At 43.9% G+C, this 24,264-nt stretch carries 16 protein-coding genes; 6 read left to right on the top strand and 10 right to left on the bottom strand.

The window, feature by feature from the left end; translation table 11 throughout:
- Positions 1–2: 2 nt before the first annotated feature.
- Positions 3–1,550 (top strand): cryptochrome/photolyase family protein, encoded by a 1,548-nt coding sequence (locus vsple_RS06470; protein ID WP_261883031.1) that lies wholly within the window; start codon positions 3–5, stop codon positions 1,548–1,550.
- A complete protein-coding gene (locus vsple_RS06465) occupies positions 1,550–2,272 on the top strand; it encodes an SDR family oxidoreductase (RefSeq protein WP_261883030.1) in 723 nt (240 codons plus the stop codon). The genes vsple_RS06470 and vsple_RS06465 overlap by 1 nt, the downstream gene beginning before the upstream one ends.
- 1 nt (position 2,273) lies before the next feature.
- On the opposite strand, the gene vsple_RS06460 is transcribed toward vsple_RS06465, so the two are convergent.
- The 3 genes from vsple_RS06460 to sbcD form a co-directional block, all read right to left on the bottom strand.
- Complete coding sequence (locus tag vsple_RS06460) at positions 2,274–2,423, bottom strand: DUF2256 domain-containing protein (RefSeq protein ID WP_261883029.1); 150 nt, start codon at positions 2,421–2,423, stop codon at positions 2,274–2,276.
- A 138-nt stretch (positions 2,424–2,561) separates the two neighbouring features.
- Positions 2,562–6,299 (bottom strand): SbcC/MukB-like Walker B domain-containing protein, encoded by a 3,738-nt coding sequence (locus vsple_RS06455; protein ID WP_261883028.1) that lies wholly within the window; start codon positions 6,297–6,299, stop codon positions 2,562–2,564.
- Between the two features lie 6 nt (positions 6,300–6,305).
- A complete protein-coding gene (gene sbcD / locus vsple_RS06450; protein ID WP_261883027.1) occupies positions 6,306–7,535 on the bottom strand; it encodes an exonuclease subunit SbcD in 1,230 nt (409 codons plus the stop codon).
- 242 nt (positions 7,536–7,777) lie between these two features.
- Here sbcD and vsple_RS06445 point away from each other — a divergent pair, with 242 nt between their 5' ends.
- Entirely contained in the window at positions 7,778–9,529 is a 1,752-nt protein-coding gene (locus vsple_RS06445) for a polysaccharide lyase family 7 protein (protein WP_261883026.1), read from the top strand.
- Positions 9,530–9,723: 194 nt separating this feature from the next.
- Here the strand turns inward: vsple_RS06445 and vsple_RS06440 are convergent, their stop codons facing one another.
- The 5 genes from vsple_RS06440 to vsple_RS06420 form a co-directional block, all read right to left on the bottom strand.
- Positions 9,724–11,292 (bottom strand): polysaccharide lyase family 7 protein, encoded by a 1,569-nt coding sequence (locus vsple_RS06440; protein WP_261883025.1) that lies wholly within the window; start codon positions 11,290–11,292, stop codon positions 9,724–9,726.
- A 384-nt stretch (positions 11,293–11,676) separates the two neighbouring features.
- A complete protein-coding gene (locus vsple_RS06435; RefSeq protein ID WP_261883024.1) occupies positions 11,677–13,524 on the bottom strand; it encodes a hypothetical protein in 1,848 nt (615 codons plus the stop codon).
- A gap of 135 nt (positions 13,525–13,659) precedes the next feature.
- Complete coding sequence (locus vsple_RS06430) at positions 13,660–14,526, bottom strand: oligogalacturonate-specific porin KdgM family protein (RefSeq protein ID WP_261883023.1); 867 nt, start codon at positions 14,524–14,526, stop codon at positions 13,660–13,662.
- Between the two features lie 737 nt (positions 14,527–15,263).
- Positions 15,264–15,581 carry a cupin domain-containing protein gene (locus vsple_RS06425; RefSeq protein WP_261883022.1) on the bottom strand — a complete coding sequence of 106 codons (318 nt, stop codon included), beginning with the start codon at positions 15,579–15,581 and terminating at the stop codon, positions 15,264–15,266.
- Between the two features lie 221 nt (positions 15,582–15,802).
- A complete protein-coding gene (locus vsple_RS06420) occupies positions 15,803–16,582 on the bottom strand; it encodes an SDR family NAD(P)-dependent oxidoreductase (protein WP_261883021.1) in 780 nt (259 codons plus the stop codon).
- A 231-nt stretch (positions 16,583–16,813) separates the two neighbouring features.
- Here vsple_RS06420 and vsple_RS06415 point away from each other — a divergent pair, with 231 nt between their 5' ends.
- Positions 16,814–18,673: a DUF294 nucleotidyltransferase-like domain-containing protein gene (locus tag vsple_RS06415; protein ID WP_261883020.1), complete on the top strand. Its 1,860-nt coding sequence runs from the start codon at positions 16,814–16,816 to the stop codon at positions 18,671–18,673.
- A gap of 3 nt (positions 18,674–18,676) precedes the next feature.
- Positions 18,677–19,387, top strand: coding sequence for a 3'-5' exonuclease (locus vsple_RS06410; protein ID WP_261883019.1), 711 nt, complete (start codon positions 18,677–18,679; stop codon positions 19,385–19,387).
- Positions 19,388–19,575: 188 nt separating this feature from the next.
- On the opposite strand, the gene vsple_RS06405 is transcribed toward vsple_RS06410, so the two are convergent.
- Both vsple_RS06405 and vsple_RS06400 read right to left on the bottom strand, forming a co-directional pair.
- Entirely contained in the window at positions 19,576–21,360 is a 1,785-nt protein-coding gene (locus tag vsple_RS06405) for a sodium:solute symporter family transporter (protein ID WP_261883018.1), read from the bottom strand.
- A 194-nt stretch (positions 21,361–21,554) separates the two neighbouring features.
- Positions 21,555–21,770, bottom strand: coding sequence for a hypothetical protein (locus tag vsple_RS06400; RefSeq protein WP_261883017.1), 216 nt, complete (start codon positions 21,768–21,770; stop codon positions 21,555–21,557).
- Between the two features lie 532 nt (positions 21,771–22,302).
- Between vsple_RS06400 and vsple_RS06395 the strand changes: the two genes are divergently transcribed.
- Positions 22,303–24,174 (top strand): methyl-accepting chemotaxis protein, encoded by a 1,872-nt coding sequence (locus vsple_RS06395; RefSeq protein WP_338116315.1) that lies wholly within the window; start codon positions 22,303–22,305, stop codon positions 24,172–24,174.
- The last annotated feature ends 90 nt before the right edge of the window (positions 24,175–24,264 follow it).

Here is a 24,264-nt window from a genome sequence, read left to right as displayed (position 1 = left end):
GAATGAAATTCAAGACTGTACGCCTAATACTGGGTGATCAACTTAACATCCAACACTCTTGGTTCTCTGCCCGAGACTCAAGTGTCTTATACATCATTGCAGAGCTTCATCAGGAGACGGGCTACGTCAATCATCACCGCCAAAAAGTTGCAGCATTTTTTAGTGCAATGGCGGCTTTTGCTTCAGAACTCAAAGATGAAGGGCATCAAGTAATGCACCTGACCTTGGATGATACCAAGCAGTTCTCATCACTGAATGACCTGATTAAACACTACACAACGGAGTTTGACGCTGAAAAGTTCGAGTATCAACGCCCAGATGAGTACCGACTTCTAAGCCAGTTGGCTCAACTCAAGCTGACGAAAGCGGTAAAACGCTGCACCTGCACCGAGCACTTCCTGCTGCCATTTGACGAGATTGAGCCGCAGTTTCCAGCAGGTAAGCACATCATGATGGAGCATTTCTATCGTCGAATGCGTAAGCGCTTCTCTGTGTTAATGGATGACGGAAAGCCTATCGGTGGCAAATGGAACTACGACGGCAACAACAGAAATAAGCTCAAGCCAAAAGATATCGAAACACTGCCCTCACCCTTGATGTTTGCCAATGACGTGAGCAGCATTGTAGAGCGAATGGACAGACACAATGTTCAAACCATCGGCGAAATCGATCAAACAAGACTGTTATGGCCGATTAATCGCGCCCAGAGTTTGTCTCTGCTTGCGCACTTCTGCCATACCTGTCTTCCGCTATTCGGTCGTTTTCAGGATGCAATGACCAAAGAACATAGTTCTCGATGGAGCCTGTACCACAGCCGTTTATCGTTCAGCTTAAACAGCAAACTGATTACCCCCCAAGAGACCATTGATGCGGCGCTCGCTGCCTATCACAGTAACGCAAACATCGACATTTCTCAGGTCGAAGGATTCGTGCGTCAAATTCTCGGTTGGCGCGAGTATATTCGGGCGGTGTATTGGGCCAACATGCCACGCTACAAAACCATCAATCATTTCCAAGCAAATCGCAATCTGCCTCACTATTTTTGGGACAGTGACACTAAAATGCAGTGCATGAAACAATCCATTGAGCAATCACACAAATTTGCTTATGCCCACCATATTCAAAGACTGATGGTGACAGGTAACTTCAGTTTGATCGCAGAGCTCAATCCCGACCAAGTGGATGAGTGGTATCTAGGTATCTACATCGACGCTATAGAGTGGGTTGAAATGCCAAATACACGCGGTATGGCTCTGTTTGCTGATGGTGGAATTGTCGGAACCAAGCCCTATGCTGCGAGCGGCGCTTACATCAATAAGATGAGTGATTACTGCAAGGGTTGTCACTACAACGTGAAGTCACGAAGTGATGAAGATACCTGCCCGTTCAATAGCCTTTACTGGCGCTTCATGGCTAAACATCGAGAGCAACTCACTCGTAATCCAAGGATGGGGATGATCTACCGCTCTTGGGACAACATGGACGAACAAGAGCAAGATAAGACACTACAACGTGCTGAAAATTACCTCCAACATTTGGAGGATTTGTAATGGATAATGCCAACAAAACCGTGCTTGTGATTGGAGGCTCTGGTGGTATCGGCAACGCCGTAGTGAAACAGTTGCAAACAATCGAGCCCACAGCCAACATCCATACAACTTTCTGCAACGGCAAGCTAGACTCATCAATCAAAAATGTCACCTGGCACAAAGTCGACATCACCAACGAGTTAGACGTGCAGCAGCTCGCTTCGCAATTCAGTTCCTTGGACTGGGTGATCAATTGTGTTGGGATACTTCATACAGCGACACATAAGCCAGAGAAGAGCCTAAACACCATCGACCCAGCGTTTTTCTTAGAGAATATGACGACCAATGCGCTTCCGACTCTACTGCTTGCAAAGCATTTTACCTCTCTATTGAAACATTCGCCTGCAGGTAAGCTTGCAACCATTTCAGCCAAGGTTGGCAGCATCAGTGATAACCGTTTGGGTGGTTGGTACAGCTATCGCTCCTCCAAGGCGGCACTCAACATGCTGATTAAGTCGATCTCCATTGAGTGGAGTCGTGTTGCCAAGAGAGCAACGATCCTCTCTCTACATCCGGGAACGACCGATACCCCACTCTCCAAGCCGTTTCAGACCAATGTTCCTGAAGGCAAACTGTTCGATGCTGATGACGTTGCGCGCCTGTTATTGAATATTATTGAAAGATCAACGCCACAAGAGAGTGGTCGCTTTTTCGCATACAACGGTGAAGAGCTACCTTGGTAATTTACGACTTGTGGATGCTGCCTTTATTGCGGCGGCAACGTTCTGAGCAATATTGCACTTGGTCCCAACACTTTTGCCACTTCTTGCGCCACGTAAATGGACGCAAACACACTGGACAGAGTTTAGTGGGCAGGTCGCGTTTCTTTCGCATCGCATTTCTCTAACTTGAGGTTGTTAGAAGCTATACGGTCAACAGCTGCTAAGAGTTTGAAATACAGTTGAAATAAAAAAGAAAACAACTAAAAGGGGCAGATTGACTGCCCCTTTGTGTTTGTAAATCACTTACCGCCTATGCGACCTTAAACTCTTTACTCATCTCACTAACACCCAAACCAGAATGCTTAGTGATTTTGAGCTGGACGGGGACTCGCTCTTTTAACGCCTCGACGTGACTAATCACACCGATCATCTTGCCAGACGCATTCAAGTTATCCAGAGCATTTAGAGCAATATCTAACGTGTCGCTATCCAGAGTACCAAAACCCTCATCGAGGAACAGCGAATCAATACTGGTTTTGTGGCTCACCAAATCAGACAGCGCTAATGCCAAAGCAAGACTCACCAAGAAGCTTTCACCACCAGAGAGCGTTTTGGTATCTCGAACCACATCGCCCTGCCACGTATCCAGCACTTGCAACTCTAGTCCATCTTCCGCTTTGCGTTTTAACTCATAACGACCGTGTAGGCGCTGCAGTTGCTTGTTAGCAAGGTAAACCAGGTTCTCGAGGGTTAACCCTTGCGCGAACTTTCTAAACTTGTCGCCATTCTTTGAGCCAATCAGTGAGTTCAACTGCGAAATATCATCAAACGCTTGCTGTTTCTCATCAATCTCTTTGAACAAGTGTTGCTGATTCTCTCGATTCTTCTTGTCCATCTCAAGGTTTGCATTAATCGCACCGATTTGACTCGCTGTAGTTTGCTGTTGCTGTTGGCAATCGGAAACTTGCTGCTCCACTTGCGCAATTTCAACCTCTTGCCATTTAGCTGCATTAGTATGTTCGAGCAACTCGTCAACACTTTGCTTAGCGGCTTTGAGCTTGGCTGAACTACTTACTATCGCGTTATCAAGCCTTTGCTTGAGTGCAACGAGATCGGCTCTAAGCTGCTCATCCAATAAAGCTTGTTCAAACTCAGTCTCGGATTCAAATGGGCTGACTGATAACGCTTGAGTCCATGATTCATTCGCCTGAGTGAGATCGTCCTGTTTGGTAGCAAGCTCTTTTAAGAGTGAAGCTTGCTTGGTTTGCCACTCACGCAGTGTCAACTCACAGCGGTTAAATGCCGCTTTCAAAGTTTCTAACTCTTTAGTCGCTTCTTCCAACTGAGCACTCATCAACTGCTCTTGTTGTTGAATCTGCTTGTCGCCAAACAGCGCCTGACGCTCCTGCTGAACCTTAGTAAGATCATCCGAGGTCAACATAAGATCTTTCTCAAGCTGCGCCAGTTTATTGACCTGTTCAGCTAAGGATGAAGCCAAAGACTGCTGTTTCTCTTGGTGAACGATCAGCGCTTTATCCAGCTCCGCTTTCTGTTGGTAGCTTGCTTGCCACTCTTGCGACGCCGCGTTTTTCTCCTCAAGCCATTGATCAATACAATCTAATTCGGGAGCGCTATTTCCAGTTTCAGTAATGCTTTGTTGAAGGCTCTGCCACTGTGATGACTGAGTTTGTTTCAATTGAATAGCTTGCTCTTCGGCATCTAAACGCTGGTTCTGCAAATCCACAATACGAACTGATATCGCCTCAATTTTGTTAAACGCATCTTTCAACGCTAACTCAAGATTGATACGCTGCTTCTCCGCCGATTGGTAATCTGCTTTGGTTTGCATTTGTTGCTGTTGAAGTTGAGTGACTTTATTCAGTTCATGCTCACAACGATCAACAAACATTGCGACGGCATCTTTATCTGCAATCTGCTCTTGAGTAACAACCCACTCCATCAACGATGTATGGTTGTCTAACTCTGCATTCGCGTATGAACGACTTGCACCCGTTTGAGTGAACTTCTCTACCAACAGCGCCCAAGATTGCTTGGCTTGCTCGGCATCCGAAGTTAGGTTTTGAATTTCACCCTCAAGGTGGTTCAAGATTGGCGCGAGTGAATCCAACTTCTGACGAAGATCCTGTCCCTCTTTTTTAACCAGCGCCAAAACCTCCGACTCTTGTTTTTGCTGCTGGAGCAACGTGTTCACATCTTGAGATTGTTCGACCGAATGGTCCGTTGAACCACACAGAGGACACTCAGACCCCGGCTCTAACATAGCGCGATACTTAGCGAGTTCATCCTCTTGAGCAATCAAGGTCTGCAAACGCTCTAGCGACTGCTCTTTCTCTTTGTAACGTTCAACCAAGACTTCACGTTGCTTTGTCAGCTCTGTGTTTTCAGATGTCTTACGCTCCAACTCGATACGCTTAACTTGTGCTTGTTCGGTCGCCATCAAGTAACGACGTTGAACGTCCGTTAACGCGTGGGTTTGTCGGTTCCACGCTTCTAAAACGTGTTTCAAGCCATTTAACTGCTCTTCGCCGTGTACCTGCTGTGACTGCTCCCATAACGCTTTCGCAGCTTGCTCAGCCGTCGTTAATGCAGACAACTCTTGAGTACTATTTTGTTGGTCTAGTGTCAGTTTCTTTACTTGCTGCTCTTGGGTGCTGATTTCATTCGCGAGACGCTCTACTCGCTGTTGCTGCTGGGTTTGCTGCTGTTCAAGCGTTCGGATCTGAGCAACATTGGTTTGCCACTGACCTAAATAGCGGTCAAGAGATTTACTGCTTTCATGAGTCGATAAGTACTCAGCCAGCGTTTTCTCTTTCTGTTTTAACTCTTCAAGTGACTTTTCCACGTTTTGAATCAAAGACTGTTTGGTCTCTTGTTCCGCTTTAAGCAGTGATTGAGTTTGCTTCTGCGTTGTTAGCTTTTCATCGAGCAAAGCGACTTGCTGATCAAGTGGGCGCACTTTTTCTATGGTCGCCACAAGCTCAGTTTGTTCTTTGCGAAGTTGGTTTGTGGCTTCCGTTTGCGCGCTGAGCGCTGTTTCCGTTTGGATCTTATCTTGATTGCCAGTTTCAAGCTGTTTATTCGCATCATCCATTTGAGTCTTTAATGACGCGACTTCCCGCTGCACACGATGAAGTTCTTTATGAAGTGGGCGCAGCTTTTCAGCAGGTTCACTTTTCGCTAACTGTTCCAATTGATGTTTATTGGCTTCCATCTCCGCTTGAGCAGATTTCAACTCACTTTCACTGCTCACCAGCGATAACTTGGCTTTATTGAGTTCTCGCCACCAAGCCAAATGCTCTGACCAACCTTTCAGCTCTTGGTTAAGCTGCTTTAACGCGATATCTAAACTCGATTTGTTTTGAGAGAGCTCTTCGACTTGCTCAGCGGTTAACAGATTTACACCTTCAGCTTTCGCTTTCAGTTGGTTTAGCCCTTCTTCACTGGATTTGTAGTGCTCATAGATGCGCTCTGAGATCAGACTGTAGATCTCAGTACCCGTCAGCTCTTCTAACAATTCAGCGCGATCATTAGCATTGGCATTTAAGAACGCTGCAAACTCACCTTGAGAAAGCAAAATAGACTTAGTGAAACGGGAAAAATCGAGACCTGTCGTCGACTCAACCAGTTTAATCTTCTTACTGAGCTGAGTTTCTAATACCTTATTGATGTCGGCATCAGCAAACTCGCAAGTGGGTGTTTGGAGTGCGCCATCATGCTTGTTACGAGCACGTTTCTGATGGAAACTAGAACGATAAGTTTTCCCTTTCACTTCAAACTCAATCTCAGCAAAACACTCGCCCGTACCGCGTGTCATGATCTCATTATTGCCTTTCGCAATGCTCTTTAGACGAGGCGTTCGGTGGAACAAGGCCAAACAGATTGCATCTAAAATCGTAGTTTTACCTGCGCCCGTCGGCCCAGTAATGGCGAACAATCCATTTTCAGCAAACGGAGATTGGGTAAAATCGAGCTTCCAACGGCCTTTGAGTGAGTTTAGATTCTCAAATTCTAGCGATAAGATTTTCATAGCAGCTTACTCAACCTCTCCGTCACTCACTTCTGTCATCACTTGTTTGAAAGTCACAGTCATACGCTCTAAACGTGCTTTTTCTGATTCAGTTTCAAACTCTTCCAGTGCGATACGTTTTTCAAACACTTCCATTGGGCTCAACTCCGACAGCGTTTCTGCAGACTCTTGATTCAATGTCTGATTACGCTTTTCCCGTGCTCGTCGTAATTGCAATACTTCTACATTCAGATCTTGTGTTAATCGAGAGACACGCTCTTGAAGATCAGACAAATAGTCTTGGGTTTGCACTTCTATCGACAACCACACACTCTGCTCACCATCGAGACCAATATATTGGTTTAACTGTGTCTCAATGCTTTCAAGATCGCCCTTAATTTCAGCGAGTGGTTGGAAGGTGGGAACGTTCAGTTGAGAAATAGTGCGTTGCCCTTGTTCGAACTCGACAATACACACTTGCTTGGTTGATTTAAGTTCATCAAAGCTGAGTGGAATTGGAGAGCCGCAGTAACGAATATGCTCTTGCTTCGCTACCACCTGTGGTCGATGGATATGACCCAGAGCGATGTAATCGGCTGGTGGGAAGCCATCCGCAGCAAATCCATCTAGATTGCCCACATAGATGTCGCGAACTGAATCAGACTGTTGCACACCCATAGCGGTTAAGTGCCCGGTCGCAACGATAGGAGTGGACTCACCATACTGTTTTCTCTGCGCCACCGCTGCTTGATACACGCTAGCGTAGTGCTGTTTAATCGCATCCCCCAGCTGTTTCTGCCTCTCGACACCAGAGACACCAGCTTGACTTGTCAACACGTCACGTGGACGAATAAATGGAATCGCACACACCAAGGCCTCAACCTCGCCAGACTTTCCTTTCAAAGGAAGTACCTGTGTTGAGTAATCTTCATTGGTGTTTGGAATCACATCGGTTCCCATGTACTTGAGCAGTTGCTGTGTCTCTTTAAGTACTGAAACTGAGTCATGGTTTCCGCCAAGCAAAACTAATTGGCAGTTCAATTTGCTGCAGTCTACGACAAACTTGTTATACATCTCACGTGCATAGCTCGGTGGTGTGCTGGTATCAAAGATATCACCAGCAACGATAATGGCATCGACACTCTGTTCAACGACTTGTTGCAGTAACCAATCTAGAAATTGCTGATGTTCATTTTTACGGCTTTTGTTGTAAAAGTTTTGACCAAGATGCCAATCTGACGTGTGAAGGATTTTCATGGTGTCTCGCTAAGAGGATCGAATGTTCTTAATCTATCAAAATCGTTCTTTCATATCTCTTTAATAAGCTTATGAAAAGCAACTATTCCTGCGTATTTGACTATTCGACCGCAATTTGAGCAGCTCAACCCTCATTGACACAATTATCACTCTATCGAGTCACAAATTTCACACTGCATATTTGAGTTAAAATAATACAAATGACATTATACTGCTTTCGAAAAACCAAAGTAATCAACATAATGAAAATAAAACCCATTTCAGCTGCAGTGATGACGATACTCTTAGCAGGGTGTGGTAGCAGCTCTTCTTCTTCAAGCGAGCCTGATCAACCAATCGATCCAACCGACCCTGTTCGCGAGACCGTCGCGCCTTATAGCATTGCAAAGTATCAGAACATTCTCGACAACTCTGATCTACAGGTTTCAGACCCTAATGGCAGCGAAGGTAATAAAACTTCCGAGGTTAAAGACGGAGCGTTCGATGACTACCAAAGTGACTACTTTTACGCTGAGGAAGACACTGATAATCTTGTATTCAAAATGTCGAATTACAAGATGCGCTCAGAGGTACGCGAGTTAGAGAATTTTGATGTCAGTGAAAGCGGCGTGAAACGCACTTTCTATGCGGAAGTCAAGTTACCTGAGATTGATCTCGCTATGGCTAACTCACCCGCTGATCATGATGAAGTCACTTTTCTACAGATCCACAATAAAGGTACCCATTCAGATGGAACAGGTTATATCCCTCACCCATTGGTTCGTATTGTTTGGGAGCAAGAGAGAGATGGTTTAACCGGTCACTACTGGGCGGTTATAAAAAATAACGCATTGGATTGCAGCCAAGCTTCGAATGCGAGCAACTGTGGTAACTCTTACGACCGTTATGATTTAGGCAAGGCCGACTTGAAGGACTTTACCCGTTTCGAAGTTTCAGTTTTCGAAAATACGCTGTCCATCGAAGTAAACGATGAATCCAAAGCGACTATCGATATCTCTTACTGGTCGCACCTACTCAGTTACTTTAAAGCCGGTATCTATAACCAATTCGAAAACGGCGAAGGAAAAGCTCAGTTTAGCCAATTAACCTACAACAAAGAGGTTATTGATACCTCGGCTAAATGGAACATTGAAGACTGGAAGATCACCATCCCACCCAGCAAGGATAACTGGTATGGGAGTGGCGGTACGAGTGCCGCTGAGTTAGAGCCAGAACGCTGTAATTCAAGTAAAGGTGTGTTGTCGAACGACAGCAACATTTATGACAATGACATCGATGTCTCTTACTTCAATGTGGTGGATGGTCAGATGCACTTTCGAGCGGATATGGGATACGGCACATCAACCGCCAACTCTAGCTATATTCGCTCCGAGCTAAGAGAGCTTTACACCAGCTCAGATAACCCAGACTGCAGCACCAGTGACGAAGGCACCAGTTGGTATCTCAACGATCTTCGAACGAAAGCAAAAAATCATACTCTTGAAGCACAATTGCAAATCAATGAGTACCCAGATCTCGACTTCAGTAAACAGCGCCCTAAAGTGGTATTGGGACAAATCCACGGCTGGAAAATCAAGCAAGCGCTGGTCAAGTTACTTTGGGAAGGCCATGACAGGCCAGTACGAGTCATCCTTAATGATAATTTTTCTCGTGATAACCAAGACTGCACCAACTGTGAACCATTTAGCGTAACTTTAGGTCAATACGCTGCCAATGAAGAGTGGCGCTACATTATCCGTGCCACACAGGATGGGCTTTTCCTGGCGACGACAGATCCAGATGGTAGCAATAAGGTTTCTCATCAAATCAATTGGGGCGAGAAGTATACCGACATGAATGGTGACACCGTCACTCTAAGCAGCGACTGGGCAAGTGATGACATCGCCTTTTACTTTAAAGCTGGCATCTACCCTCAGTTCAAGCCTGATGACAAGTATCAAGGCGAGATCTTCGACGTTAGCTTTAGTGAAGTATCGACCGAACATACACAGTAATCGTCTGTTACCAGTGGAGAGCTAGACACACTAAGCTCTCCACAAGACAACCAATAGCAAAGCCATAGAATCCGTTAAAGACTCTATGGCTTTTTTGTACGCACATAAAAAAGCCAGCAACAAAAGTTGCTGGCTTGCTAGTCTCTATCATTTTCTTCTATGAGATAGAGTAAGTTGCGATGTAGAGAGTTGGCTTAGCCTTGGAACTCACCGTATGTTGCATCTAGCTCGTAGAATGTTGCTTGCACGTAGTCATCTGGCTCACCGTACATGTTCTGGTTGTAAACACCAGCTTTAAAGTACATGTAGCGACCACCTTCGTCGTAACCACTGTCACTCATATCCACGACTTGAACAGCATCTTCTTTGCCTTCACGCATAAGCGTTACTGTCATGATGTTGCCTTTCACATCAATTTCATAACTGAACTTCTCACCCAGTGCGATACCGTCATCACCGATTTCACCCGTCATATCACCAACCAGGCCGTAGTAGTCTTCTGTACCTGTTTTGGTTTTCTCGTGAGCAAAGTAAACCGTACCTGTCGCTTGGTTTGGTAGCTTACGGTAGTACAGACGGATTGGCTCGTCGTCTTTGTCGTGGATTTGGCCGATAATGAAACGACCCACCTCATGAGATTGACCCGTTGTTGTAGCATGGTCGATCTTCAGTGTTGCTTTCAGTGTACCATCTACACCACCAGCCGCTTGTTGATCTTCAATTGGAGCAGAGCTAAATACCCAGTTATTCGGGTTCACACCTTTGGTTTTGTGTGACTTTTCACCCGCACGCAACATTGAACGTAGTTCAGTACGAGCGTATTTTGTGTTCTTCGAAGTACGTGCGCCTTTCACGTAACTCTTAAATACCATACCGCCATCTTCAGCTGTAAAGAAGATGTCTTCGTTCTGGAAGCCGTGTGCTAGATCCCACTCATCAACGTCATCGGCACGACCATCTTGATTGTGGTCATAAGGTGTTGTCAGCTTCCAACGAGTTAAATCAAAGTTCTCACCCGGAGCATTAGTTGCAAGTGGAGTTGCTGGCAACGTCGGGGTTGGCATTGGCTTAGAAAGATCACACTCTACCGTTGTCTCACAAGGGCGTACTAATGGCGCACCAAAGTCACCCTTACGGTTCTTCTTCAACAGCTCTTTCTGTGCCTTTTGTTCGGCTTTCATCTGCGCGATCATGTCTACCTCTGCCGCCACTACAGCATCAGAAATAATATGGTTTGAAGGACATGCGTTAATGCCACAGTTCACCGCAGCAAGCTCTGTTACTGAGTTCCATTGGTTCTTAGTATTGCCATAACCCACGTAACGTACGTAACGCGCCTTTACAGCCGGCTCAAACTGAAAACGCTCTAAACCTAGAGCGCGGCCAGAACTTTTCTGATCTTTAAGCACTGTAACCCAGTTCTCGCCATCTTCACTCATTTGAATATCAAATGAAGTGACACGCTCATTACCTTTACTGAACGATGCTTGAACCGCATCAAACTCGTGAACTGAACCGTAATCCAATGTTGCATACTCGCCATTACCGTTCGCAGCCCAACGAGTCATGATGTTGCCATCAATTAGCTGTTCAGGAGTGTTACCGTCATGACTACTTGCTGTAACAGCGACTGGCGTTAGAAGTGGCTCACCTGTCTCTTTGTTATTTGGAAACTGATCTGCTACGGGCGCTGAGGTACTTGCGCAACCAACAGCTAGAACGATAGAAGATGCAAGCAAGCTTTTTAGATAGATACTTTTCATTAGACCTTTTACCTTTAATGCTTAAGTTTGAATTATTTGTATTATAAGACGAAGACAAGATACCTTATCGGCATGAAACCCAGCCATTAAGCCACGCTCCAAGCGTTGTATTACCTATGTCCTTCACGCTAATGACACAAGTATAAACATAATAAAGTAATACAAATACCCTTAAAAAGTCATAAATGAGATCGCGCTCTTATACAGCGCCATCGAATCATAGATAAATGAGATCGGAGTCTAATTGAAGCAAAGAACCAAACATGATCTCACTGTTTTATGCCCTATTTTTTCGTTCAAGATAAGCGTAGGCTACGTCACTCTGCTCGATAGAAAGCAAAAAAAAGAGGCCAAAATGGCCTCTTTTACACTAAATTATATGATTTAGAATAATTCAGAATCTAAGTCGTCAAAGTAGCTGTATGTGCCACTGCTAGAGTTATCACCTACGTATAAAGCAAACAACGTCGGTGCAGATTCAGAGGCATTTTCAGCGACTAGAGAGTAAGATTGACCGCCATCTTCATACGAAGTGTACTCCTGACCATTAACTGTGATTGTTACATCATAGCCAGAGCTCACAGTATTAGGTTCCCATGCAAGAGTGACATCTACCCATGTATCTTGCGCGTAGTTTGCTAAATCCTTCTGATCCCCATCTTCGTTTCTAAATTTAAGAGTTGAACTACCAAATATTAGTTCTGTGAAACGGCTACCCGAAGCGCCCGAAGTCGAATCACCTAAGTAAAGGTACGTTGATTTAACATAGCCGTCTGCGGGAACATAAACTTTCGTTGAAACTGAACCTGATTCTGCACCTTTAGCAAAAGTTCGAGACACAACTGGTTTACCTAAACCTGAGTTGTCATTCAGCAGCAGTGACTTATCACCTGAGCTCGCTTGTTCAGTACTTACTTCAGCAACAATCGTTGTCTCATCATCACCGTCTTTGTCACCTTTAATAACATAAGCACTGTTCGCTGCATCGATACGAATGCCAGTAGTGTAACTCTCGAAGTCATCCGTCACTTCACCCGGTACAGGGTCAGTCGGGCCTTCACCCTCAGTAACAACTGTCGCTTCCGCACTGCTGCTATTGTATGGGTCCGAGCCACCTAAAACAGCACCGTTAACATAGCTATCAAAATCGTCTTCGAAAACGACTTGATTATCAGTCACATCGTTCGAATAAACCGCTAAGTTATCTGCGATAAGTTCGTAATGAGTGGTGTTCGATGTATCGCCCAACTTCAATGAAATGACCGTTACCGCTGACTTATCGAATGATTCAAAACCGTTGCCATTATTGTCGTATACAGTGTCATTGATAGTGAATGTGTAGTAACCATTTGCCCAGCTCACTTCAACTGCTAAGTCTTCCCCTAGCTCATAAGTACCAACAGGCTGATCCGAGATTTGTGGTTTACCGCTAGAATCAGTCGCTGTAGAACGATAGAAAATTTCACCCGCATTGAAAATGATTTCACCATGCAGGTTAGTGTTTGAAGTTCCTGAGCCATACAAAGAGATGTAAGCGTTGTTACCGTTGTCGTTCGCTTCTTCACTCGTGTCTGTATCTACTTGGTAGATCAGATCAACGGATAACTTACCCGAAGCTATGCTAGAAACTGTTGCTGATTCAGACAGTTTTAGACGCAGTTCACCGACGTCCTCTTTAGCGCCACCAAAGTTTGTATCTAAGATTTGCACGACATTGTTGATACCATTGTCTTCATTTGCTTTGGTGACAGCATCTTTAACCGAGTCGTTATCAACTTCATCTGAACCAGACAGATCAACCCCTTGGTCTTCGTCAATGAATGTCATCGACGCAGGCGTATCACCTGAAGCCTCTGTTAATGTGAACTCACCTGACACTTCCATTGTCGTGCCACCGTCATAAAGCATAAATGAGATAGTGCCGGCGTCTTCATCGTAATCGTTAGTAGATGCTGATGCGTCTTTGATCACGTACGTACCCGGTGTTGCATCATCGTCGTAGTACTTATGATTGCCATCTTCACTAAATACATACACATTTGGAAGATCTGTGCCTGCCGTTGAAAAACTTGCTACTGATGCCGCGGTACCTAGTTGCCAATAACCGCTGGTAATTTTTAATTCTGGAGATGGTGCTACAGGGTCTGTTGGTACAGGTAAGCCATCGCTATTACAGCCAAAAAGTAAGCCAGTCGATAGTGCGACCGCTGTTGCCACTTTAGAAATCTGCATAATAAACTCTCTTGTTCGTTATAACTTTTATATATTCTTAGACAAAAGGTTTTCTCATCCGTATTGAGGAATATGACGGAGAAACATAGCTCCACTCAGCGCAGAGCTAACCTTAAACTATTGCCTCTTTACGTATTAAAATGAGTAAGCAACACCTACACGGTACTTAGCTTCACGGTCACTAGAACGAGAGCTAATGTCTGAAGACCAAAGTTCAGCAAATGGCTTCCATGAACCGAATTTGTAGTTCACCTTGATACCTGCATCCCATTCCCAGTCTTCGTTATCGTAAAGAAGAACATTGTCTAAAGACTTCACATAGTTAGCTTCGTAAGAAAGACCAAGCTTAGGCAGAGATTCGATCTTGTATGAACCTGTTAAAGTGATTTTTGATTTCTGTGCAGATTCTAGTTTGTCACCAGTTTCATTATCTGTGTCACCAAAAAGTGTGTGATTACGGAAATCTGAGTACTCGTGACGGTAACGAATCGCTGTGGTCAGACCCATATCCGCTTTATAACCAACACGGAATTGAGGTTTGTAAGTGACCTTTTTCATTTTCCAGTCACCATCGTTGAAATTTGGCTCATCCCAATCCCACGCGATTGGCATACCGACTTGTAGGTACCAGTTACTATTTACGGTGTAAGTCGCTGTGTTGTCTATCTCCATACCGTAAACGTACCAGTTTCCATTGTAGAAACTTTTACTGTTACCACTCTTAACACTGCCAGAGTCAGCATCGTAGTAAGAATCGTCAGTATGGAATTTGATTTCTAGGCTCGTTGAATGCTTCCATTTGTCGTCTAACTTAAAGCTGTCGCCCAATTTCACACGATGCTGGTGGCGCGCATCAACGTGGCGAGTTTCACTCGTTCCATCTTTTTCGTAGGTGTAATCGGTAGCTGCACGGTACTCATAACGGTAATCAATAGACGCAGCTGATGCCATACCCGCAAAAAGTGTTGTAACCACTGCAATAGCCACTTTAGAATTTTTCATATTCCCTTCTCTTCTTTGTTACGCAATTGGATTAAGTCTTATTGTTAGACAAATAAAACGCAGCTTCAAATGCTCCTTGCCGATAGAATGAGCTCTCTCACAATAACTGCGATGATTAACTCGAAACTAAAACATAAGTCACAGAAGCGATAGCAATATTGGGGTCAACATAAACATTTATTCATACAAATAAATAAAAACCAATGAAGTAAAACAGAGAGAAATTGACAAGAACCCAATGAATAAAAGGACAAAAGACAAAATCAATAAAGATAAATGAGTTCTAAAAAGGATTAATCAGAAAAAATAAAGCATACAAATATAAACAGGGAAAATAGAATTTGGGAAGGTATAGCCAAATTAACTTCAACACACCGACTATAGATGATGTGATTCCAACCTCATCGGGCTGAACATTTGAAGCATAAGATATGACATATGTGGAATATGTAATTGCGTGTACTGGTCATTAATTCTAAGGCAATAACCGCTACTTTGGCTGATGGGTAGAACCTTGGAATAAGACTTAACTCAGCTGAAAATTGTAAATTTAGAGGGATAAGTAGATAAAGAGATAATCAATAGAAAGGTAAAAGAGTGGACACCAACCGAGAGTCTGTAATGTTCAGGTATTGACGCTCGGCCTCAGTGCCTCCGAACAGAACCGAGCCCGTAAGGAAAACGTAGGGTACAGAATCGATTTGAAAGTGGGATGTCTTACTTCTTTGAATCGGCGATTAGCTGGGATTGACTAAATCCAGCAACACACTGCCGTGTTCGAGAGATTTCGCACCATTTTCAAGATGATGGTGAGCCATAAATGCATCTCCCGCACTCAGGATTTGTTTATTGCCGTCAACTTCAACTTCAAAACTTCCTTTGACCACATATCCAATCTGCTCTTGTACTTTGTGATCGTAGACCGCACCTACGGCGCCTTTATCAAAACAGAGGTGGACGGCCATCAAATCCTTGGTTAACGACACTACTTTACGCTTCAATCCATTACCTAGATCTTCCCAAGGGTGGTTATCGGCTTCATAAAAGAGATTCATTGTTCAGTCCTTGTCGCTAAATCTAATCAGGTGATGACTAATTAAGCGAACTCTAGTCGATACACTCAACTTGTCATACAAATAAGCAATGATTATGTGATTTCTGTCACCCTCTTTCTTTAGCGCATACGATTTGATGTTAATGTTGGGTGTCATCTGATCAAAAAAGCCAGCAAGACGCTGACTCTTCTGAGATTTTTTACATTAAGAATTGAGATAAACTATGGTGCCATTTGACCTCCATTAACGTCGAGAATTTGTCCGGTTATATAACCTGCACAGGCATGAGATGATAAGAAAGCGAAACTCGGAGCAACCTCTTCTGCACGCCCAAAACGTCCCATTGGTATTGAATTGGCTATACCGGCTTTGACCTCTTCAGATTTTGCTTCGTGAAAAGCGGTATCAATGGTGCCTGGAGAAACGATATTGAAACGAATACGATCTTTGGTAAATTCTTTAACCCAGTTTCGATGGATGTCATGAAGCCAAGCTTTCGATGCTGCATATAAACCAGCTCCAACACCCCCGCCCTCACGTGCTGCGATCGAGCCAGTACTGACAACGCAAGATGTTTCACCAGACTCCGCAGCTGACGCTCTTAGATGTGGAATCGCAAACTTGGTGACCATCAGCGCAGATCGTGCGTTTAGATCAATAACACGATCGAAAAACGCATCATCAATATCCTCTAGGTTTTCCCTGCCACCTAGACCACCCGCGTTGTTTATCAACACGTCTAGCCCACCAAAGTGGTGTGTAAAATCGGCAACAAGTTTTTCACAGCCTGACGATTGCATTAGGTTGGCTTGGAAAAACTCAGCCTCTCCCCCTAATTCTCTTAATTCGTTTAAGATCGCTTCGATTTCTGAGGTTCTTTCGCTGCGGCCATTCAAACCAATATATGCCCCACATTGAGCAAAATACTTCGCCGTTGCTAATCCCATACCCGACGTTGAACCTGTGATTAGTACACGCTTGCCTTTTAAATCATCAAACATCAGTGAACACCTTTTGTTGCCTCAATTTTATTTATAATACAATACCACTATATAAGCAGCAATATACGAAGTGTAACAACGAGATCTAACACTCATTGCGACGCAAAAATTATCAACCATTACATTTATGGTTAATACTTTAAACAACTATCACCTCGACTCATTATTCTAGTTTTAGATTCTAAAAAATAACGCTATAATCATACAAATATATCTCAATGAGTATTCGTTATGTCTGATACCCTTTTACCCAACATATTGCAGTTTATCGATAAAATTGACCCATTTGATAAGGTACCTAAAGACGCCTTAAGGGAACTCGCCTCTCAAATACAGATAAGCTATGTTGGCAAAGGTGAAGTCATCGATCTTTGCTCAAATAAAGGTGAAAAAGCACTCTACATCGTCCGAACTGGCGCGTTGGAGCAACGTAAGTCAAATGGTGTTTTGAGAGCGAAGTTAGGACCTGAAGATCTCTTCGGCTTTACCTTTCTGGGTCAGCAGCAAGACAGCAGTGAAATCTATCAAGCTATCGCAATTGAGAACTCACTCATCTACTCTGTGCCCCACTCTGCGCTCAAAACACTGTTTACCAAACATCCAGAGTCAGCTGAACACTTCGCGTCTCAAGCGCAAGTTCGTCTAAAATCCGCATTGGATGTGGTTTGGTCAAATAAAGAGAAAGGTCTGTTTATACGTAGAGTCGGTGATGTCGCAAGCGGGCGAGTGGCTGTTGTTACCGCAGAACAACCGATTAAAGACGTTGCCAAAGAGATGCTTATTCAACGCTCTCCTTGTGCCGTGGTCTATGAAGACGATGAAATTGTCGGCTTGATTACAGACAGAGACATGACCAAGCGCGTCATCGCGAAAGATGTCAGTACATCTCTTCCAATTTCCGAAGTTATGACACTGTCACCGTTAACCATTTCGCCAGACGATCTTGTTCTACAAGCGGCATCGATGATGATGCAGTTCAATATTCGTAATTTACCCGTCGTTCAAGATAACAAGGTGGTTGGCCTTCTAACGACCACCCACCTCGTTCAAAATCACCGTGTTCAAGCTATCTTCCTTATCGAGAAAATTAAATATGCAGGCAGCGTATCGTCATTGGCTAAGTTTACTCCAGAACGTCAGGCCATTTTTGAAGCCTTAGTTGAGGGTAAAGTCAGTCCAGAAGTTGTCGGTAAGGTGATGACAATGATCATGGATGCCTATACTCGCCGTCTTATTCAGATTGCTATTGATAAATTAGGTCCTCCACCCTGTGATTTCGCGTGGATTGTTGCCGGTTCACATGCGCGTAATGAAGTACACATGCTTTCAGACCAAGACAGTGCCATTGTATTGTCTGACGATGCCACCGATAACGACCGTATTTATTTCAAACACTTAGCAATGATTGTCACTAAAGGCTTGGAGAGCTGCCATTACCCACTTTGCCCAGGGAAATACATGGCTGCGACACCGAAATGGTGTCAGCCATTGTCGGTCTGGAAACAGTATTACAAGAAATGGGTGGATAACCCTGAATACGAGCGCCTACTCAACATTAGCGTTTTTCTAGAAATTCGCTCAGTTTATGGCAACAGCGAGTTTGAGAAGATTCTAAGGGACGAACTGCATCAAAATATTCAAAGCAATCGAAGCTTCCTTACTATGCTGGTTAACGATGCGGTGAATACCAACCCTCCTTTAGGAATTTTCAATAGCTTGGTTCTTGAAAAGACCGGCGAAAACAAGAAGACACTCAATATTAAGAAGTACGCGATTAACCTGATCATCGATCTCGCACGCATCTATGGGCTGGCCGTATCTTGTGACCTGTCAGCGACAGATGAACGATTTAGAACTGCATTCGAGAAAGGTTCACTCAGCGAAGATTCGTACAAGAACATTATCAACGCGTATCGTTTCATTCTTTCTTTCCGTTTCAGTCATCAACTCGAAGCACTTAAACAAGGTGATGAGCCCAACAACCATATCAACCCAAACAGTTTTGGTAGCTTTGAACGTAAACACCTCAAAGATGCCTTTAGGATCATAGCGGAATTGCAAGATGCTGCAAAAATGAAATTCGGAGGCTAATACATGCTATTTAAACGCTTTCACCCATTGATGCGTCTAAATAAAAAGAGAGAGCTCTTTATTGAGCAACGCCATCAGGCTTCTGAACTGACCGCTTTGGTGTCTGAACCAGAATGTACTCTCGACACCAAAGCTGAAGAGCTGAGCTATATTGTTTTGGATCTAGAGACGACAGGACTGCAAGCGGAAAGCGACCTTATATTGTCTATGGGTTGGGTTGAGATAAATGCAGACAAAATCAATCTAAACTCCGCATCACACCTTTACATCAATGAAGAGTCTTCTGTAGTACCTGAAACCGCGGTGATTAACCATATCACTCCGCAAATGCTTAGAGATGGTATCTCGCTACCGAACGCTATGAGTCAATTTTTCGAAGCTGCTGCAGGTAAAGTGCTCATTGCTCATGCCTGTGGTGTAGAGAAAGCGTTTATCGACCGTTACCTAGATACCTATTATCAAGTGGTAGATTTGCCTATCTTATGGGTCGATACGTTAGCGATCGATAAGAACATGGCGAAAGCGCGCAACGAACACGACTTAGACTACTCTTTGTCTTCGACACGTGAACGCTATGGGTTGCCGGAGTATAACAATCACAACGCACTGATCGATGCAGTCTCAACCGCCGAGCTCTTCTTGGCACAAAAGAAACGTCTCTCACCAACGACATCAGTCCCCATCGCCAAGCTATACAGTTTGAGTCACAAGTAAAAACCGTTAATACAAATAGATCTTACCCCATAAAAATAACCCCGATATGGATGACATATCGGGGTTTTATTTATCGAAAAACAACAAGTCGCTTCTTGGGTCGAAAGCTATACAACAAAAACGACAGAAGCGGCTGAACGATCAGCCGCTTTAAAGTTATCTATTTGAGATTAAAGGTCTATCAACCATCACGAGGTTTGTTCTGATACCGTGCCCTTCTCTTCAACAGTTTCATCCACCGCTTTCACAAGCAGCATACCAACACCACCGACAATCGCGCCACATAGGATGAACACCATACGTCCCCACATCGGGTTTGATAGAAGTGCCATAAACATCACACCCACACCCGCTACTGCGATAAGTTTACCAAGCATTTGGCGCTGTTTGTTGTCCAGTTTCTTCTGCTCTGTAGACTCAGCAACCAAAGGTGTATCTAAGTTATTGAAGAACTTATCGACATCAGCTTGACGATCTTCACGTAGTGGTTTGTAGAACAGAGTCGAAGCGATGAAGAAACCACCTGTTAGTGTGATGTGACCGATTAGACCAATCGCAACCTTAACATCAGACCATTCACGCTTAGTTAGCTCTTCAAGACCAAATAGTGATGAAACCATCTCTGCATTGATAACGAAGCCAACAATGTAAGAAACCAGACCACCTACAATTAGCGTACCCCAACCTGCCCAATCAGGAGTCTTCTTAATGAAGAAGCCAAGGAATGCTGGAATTGTCATTGGGAAGCCGATTAGCGCCCCCACGTACATCATAGTATCGAACAAACTCAAACCTTTTAGAGAGTTGATGAACTGTGCGATAAGGATAATTGCGATACCAAACACTGTAGAAGTAATCTTCGATACAGTAACTAGCTCTTTCTCTGAAGCCTGACCTTTACGAACAACAGGTTCGTAGAAGTTCTTAACGAAAATACCTGAGTTACGGTTTAGACCTGAGTCCATAGACGACATGGTTGCTGCAAACATTGCCGCTACCAGAAGACCAACCATACCAGCTGGCATGTACTCTTGTACAAAGTATAGGTAAGCGAAATCACCCGCTTTAGAACCAGCTTCAGGATAGGCAGCAGATAGGTCGACGCCTTGACCAGCAATGTACCAAGAAGGCATGAACCAGATGAACACACCGCCAAGCATTAGCACACAAGCAAGAAGCGCCGCTTTCTTAGCGTTTTTGGAGTCTTTTGCCGCTAGGTAACGGTAAGAGTTGAGCATGTTGTTAGTAATAGAGAACTGCTTAACAAAGATGAAGAATGCCCAAATGCTAAAGATGCTTAGGTAATTCAGATTGTTACCCGCTACGAAAGAGCCAGTATCACCGACCGGGAAGTTATTGATGATCTCACCAACACCGCCACCTTGAACAACAGCGACCACCGCACAAGTAACCGTTACTGCCATGATGATAACCATCTGCATAAAGTCAGATGCGATTACTGCCCATGATCCCCCTGTCACCGACATTGCCAGAACGACCAGACCTGTAATCCAGATTGTCATTGTCATGTCAAAGCCGAAGATGCCTGAAGCAATGATTGCAAGTGCATTCAACCAAACACCAGCCGATACAACAGAGTTCGGCATTGAAGACCAAGTAAACACTTGCTCATTCGCAGCACCGAAACGCATACGGATAGCTTCGATTACCGTAACAACACGAAGTTGGCGGAACTTAGGAGCAAAGTACGCAAAGTTCATGAAGTAGCCAAACGCATTTGCCAAAAAGATGATGGCGACGGCAAAACCATCGTTGTACGCCTTACCTGCAGCACCTGTAAATGTCCAAGCAGAGAATTGCGTCATAAATGCCGTAGCACCTACCATCCACCAAAGCATGTTACCGCCCCCACGGAAGTAATCACTGGTGGTACTAGTAAACGTTCTGAACATCCATCCTATAGCGATAAGAAATAAGAAATAGATGCCTACAATAGCTGTATTGAGTTCCATTCTAATAGACCTTTTGTTTTTCTATAATTAGTTTCGACCTGTACATCATAGCTATAAACCTAATGTATTGTACTACAATAAGTCAAAAGTGTGATTAATGGCAGATTAATATTATTTTTGTGAATTGGTCGATCCTAGTGGGTTTCTAGTGTCGCTTGAGGTGTTAAACCCTTTTGGATAAAGGGTTAGAGCGTTTAATGAATCACCTGTGTGGTCTGTTTATCATCCTTCTTTCCACCACAGATAAAAACCAGGCTCTTGTCATACATATAAAAAAGCCCACGTCCGAGAACAAGACGTGGGCAAAACGGATAAACCGCCTGAACAAAAGCAGCAAGAGAACGTTCAGCAAGACAAACGATACCCCCACGGAATTCTACGTTCGCCTCATAGTTGCTGGCGTTACTCAACTTTTTCACCAAAATCGGCTAACTGCTGTGTTCAGTAAAATGGGAACATAACTCATTTGTAACCTCTATGAACCAACCATAAGTCAGTTCAAAAGCAACAATAGATTGCGGTGTTTAACAACAACGAATAAGCCTTTAAACGCCACAATCAGCATTATTGTATTATTAATAATTTAAAATGGTTAGTTTTTGATTGCGAAATAGAGAGCTATGTCAATAAATGAGTAATAACCCATTCGGTGAATGTATTGCTACTTGTGGCATAAAAAGAGGTGTTTTGAAGGGAAATCACGATAGTTGTAAATTCTAGTTAAGTCACATAGTTGGCGATTATTTGGTTTGACAGATGGATTTTTCTCACAGATTGCATAACCTAAAAATAATACAATAACATCACACAACATAATTGATTATTACGAACCGTTTTAGAGCGACACAATCAATGTCTAAATTCACTTGTCTATTTGCGTGAACAACTATGAAAAACATAAAAACGTTATTTCCACTAGGTTTTAAAGGCAAACTCATCCTTATGGTGGCCGCTGTCACCACCGTTTCGCTAATTGCATCAAACTGGTTTTCGTTCAACCTAGCCAAAGAGCAGGTTGAAGAGACCATTTACAAAGAGATCGACCGTTCTCTCTCTGTAGAGATCAATGAGATTGAGCAAGATGTACAACGCACCATTGCCGTCGTGAACTCAACAGCAGCAGAGCTCAACGCTGCAAAATTTGAGGTCGAGTATCAAGCGCTGATGCACTACTCGGCTAAACTAGGCGGCATTGATAAGATGGTCATTGGCTTCGATGATGGTCGCTCTTTTACATCACGCCCTTCCGAATCTTTTCCAAACGGCATTGGTATTCCAGAGAAGTACAATCCAACGAGTCGCCCTTGGTACAAACAGGCCAAAACTCGTTCTGGACTCTCTTTTAGCGACCTGTTCTTTACCAAAAGCACGCAAACGCCAATGGTTGGTGTAATGTACTCTTTTGAAAACAGCGTACTTATGGCCGACCTTCGCTTTGATGATTTGGAGGATAAATTGGGTGAACTGGAAAAAATCTATCAAGCTCGCGGCTTAATCGTTGACGACAAAGGCATGATCATCGCTTCTACCATTGAAAGTATCGCTCCTCAAACCATGATTAGTTCATTGCCAGCTACAACTCAGATAGCGGCGGCAACACGTCAATCGGAAGTGTTTATTCGCGGTAGTATTGACCAAAAAGAGATGATGCTAATGGCTAAAGTCGTCAATATCGGTGATTCGAACCAGTGGCATATGATCTCGGTTATCGACCCTAAAATCGCTATGAGAACTCTAGACAAGGTGGTCTTCAATGCTCAAATGTTGATAGTGGCCGCTGTCATCTGCTCAATTGCTGTGATGACTTTGCTACTCAACATGCTATACCACCCTATCATCTCGCTACGTAACATTGTTCATGACTTATCTCAAGGCAATGGTGACCTAACCCAGCGCTTGGAGGAAAGAACCAATGATGACCTTGGTAAGATTGCACGAGATATCAATATCTTCATCAGTGGCCTTCAGAGCATGATCACCGAAGTTAAACAGAAAAACGTGGTGCTTGAAGGTAAGGTTGATAGCATCGAGAGTTGTTGCCAAGAAACCAACAGCGTGTTGCAAGTTCACACCAACGAGACTAGTCAAGTTGTCACAGCGATTGATAGCCTATCTCACGCCTCCATTGAAGTAGAGAGAAACTCGCAGTCTGCAGCCGAAGCCGCTCACAACGCAGCCACATTCAGTGATGAGACCAAGCAAATCAATGTGCTAACTGAGTCCTACATTAACTCTTTGGAAGAGCAAGTTGATACCACATCTCATGACATTATTGCGATGGCCAATGAATCCCAAAGTATTCAATCTATCGTAACTGTCATCGGTGGTATCGCTGAACAAACCAACCTACTCGCTCTAAACGCATCTATTGAAGCTGCACGTGCAGGTGAACACGGTCGTGGCTTTGCTGTGGTCGCTGATGAAGTGAGAGCATTAGCAAATCGCACTCAAGAGAGTACGTCAGAAATTGAGGAAGCACTCTCTAACCTCCAAGGCCAGTCTGAAGGTTTAGTAAAATCGATTGAGCTCACTAAATTGAACTGTGAAAAAACACGCAATCAAGTGGTTCAAGCCGTAGAGATGCTCTCTAAATTGAGTGAAAAGATGGAAGTCGTAAGTCGCTTCAACAGTGATATCTCTAGTGCATCCGCTGAGCAAAACGCCGTCACACAGAGCATCACAAAGAGTGTCCATGAGATTGACCAAATGGTACTGGAGCTCAATAAATTGAGTGTGAATCAAGTGAATGAGTCCGTTGAGATCAAACAGCTCAACCACAGTATCAGCACCTTGATGAGTCGTTTTAAGGTTTAACCTCTAAGTTAAAACTCTACCCAACTAAAACCAGAAAGCCGCTCCCAACAGAGCGGCTTTCTCATTATTATCGATTAGTAGGGTTAGAAA

This window comes from Vibrio pelagius (genome assembly GCF_024347575.1).
Classification (GTDB): Bacteria; Pseudomonadota; Gammaproteobacteria; order Enterobacterales; family Vibrionaceae; genus Vibrio; species Vibrio pelagius.
This window is presented reverse-complemented; position numbering and strand designations above follow the sequence as displayed.

Bases quoted from the DNA above. Each gene is read 5' to 3' on its own strand.
- vsple_RS06440 (WP_261883025.1), bottom strand. From the start codon at position 11,292: ATGAAAAGTATCTATCTAAAAAGCTTGCTTGCATCTTCTATCGTTCTA.
- vsple_RS06465 (WP_261883030.1), top strand. From the start codon at position 1,550: ATGGATAATGCCAACAAAACCGTGCTTGTGATTGGAGGCTCTGGTGGT.
- vsple_RS06415 (WP_261883020.1), top strand. From the start codon at position 16,814: ATGTCTGATACCCTTTTACCCAACATATTGCAGTTTATCGATAAAATT.
- vsple_RS06445 (WP_261883026.1), top strand. From the start codon at position 7,778: ATGAAAATAAAACCCATTTCAGCTGCAGTGATGACGATACTCTTAGCA.
- vsple_RS06460 (WP_261883029.1), bottom strand. From the start codon at position 2,423: ATGCGAAAGAAACGCGACCTGCCCACTAAACTCTGTCCAGTGTGTTTG.
- vsple_RS06420 (WP_261883021.1), bottom strand. From the start codon at position 16,582: ATGTTTGATGATTTAAAAGGCAAGCGTGTACTAATCACAGGTTCAACG.
- vsple_RS06430 (WP_261883023.1), bottom strand. From the start codon at position 14,526: ATGAAAAATTCTAAAGTGGCTATTGCAGTGGTTACAACACTTTTTGCG.
- sbcD (WP_261883027.1), bottom strand. From the start codon at position 7,535: ATGAAAATCCTTCACACGTCAGATTGGCATCTTGGTCAAAACTTTTAC.
- vsple_RS06470 (WP_261883031.1), top strand. From the start codon at position 3: ATGAAATTCAAGACTGTACGCCTAATACTGGGTGATCAACTTAACATC.
- vsple_RS06395 (WP_338116315.1), top strand. From the start codon at position 22,303: ATGGTGGCCGCTGTCACCACCGTTTCGCTAATTGCATCAAACTGGTTT.
- vsple_RS06435 (WP_261883024.1), bottom strand. From the start codon at position 13,524: ATGCAGATTTCTAAAGTGGCAACAGCGGTCGCACTATCGACTGGCTTA.
- vsple_RS06455 (WP_261883028.1), bottom strand. From the start codon at position 6,299: ATGAAAATCTTATCGCTAGAATTTGAGAATCTAAACTCACTCAAAGGC.
- vsple_RS06410 (WP_261883019.1), top strand. From the start codon at position 18,677: ATGCTATTTAAACGCTTTCACCCATTGATGCGTCTAAATAAAAAGAGA.
- vsple_RS06405 (WP_261883018.1), bottom strand. From the start codon at position 21,360: ATGGAACTCAATACAGCTATTGTAGGCATCTATTTCTTATTTCTTATC.
- vsple_RS06425 (WP_261883022.1), bottom strand. From the start codon at position 15,581: ATGAATCTCTTTTATGAAGCCGATAACCACCCTTGGGAAGATCTAGGT.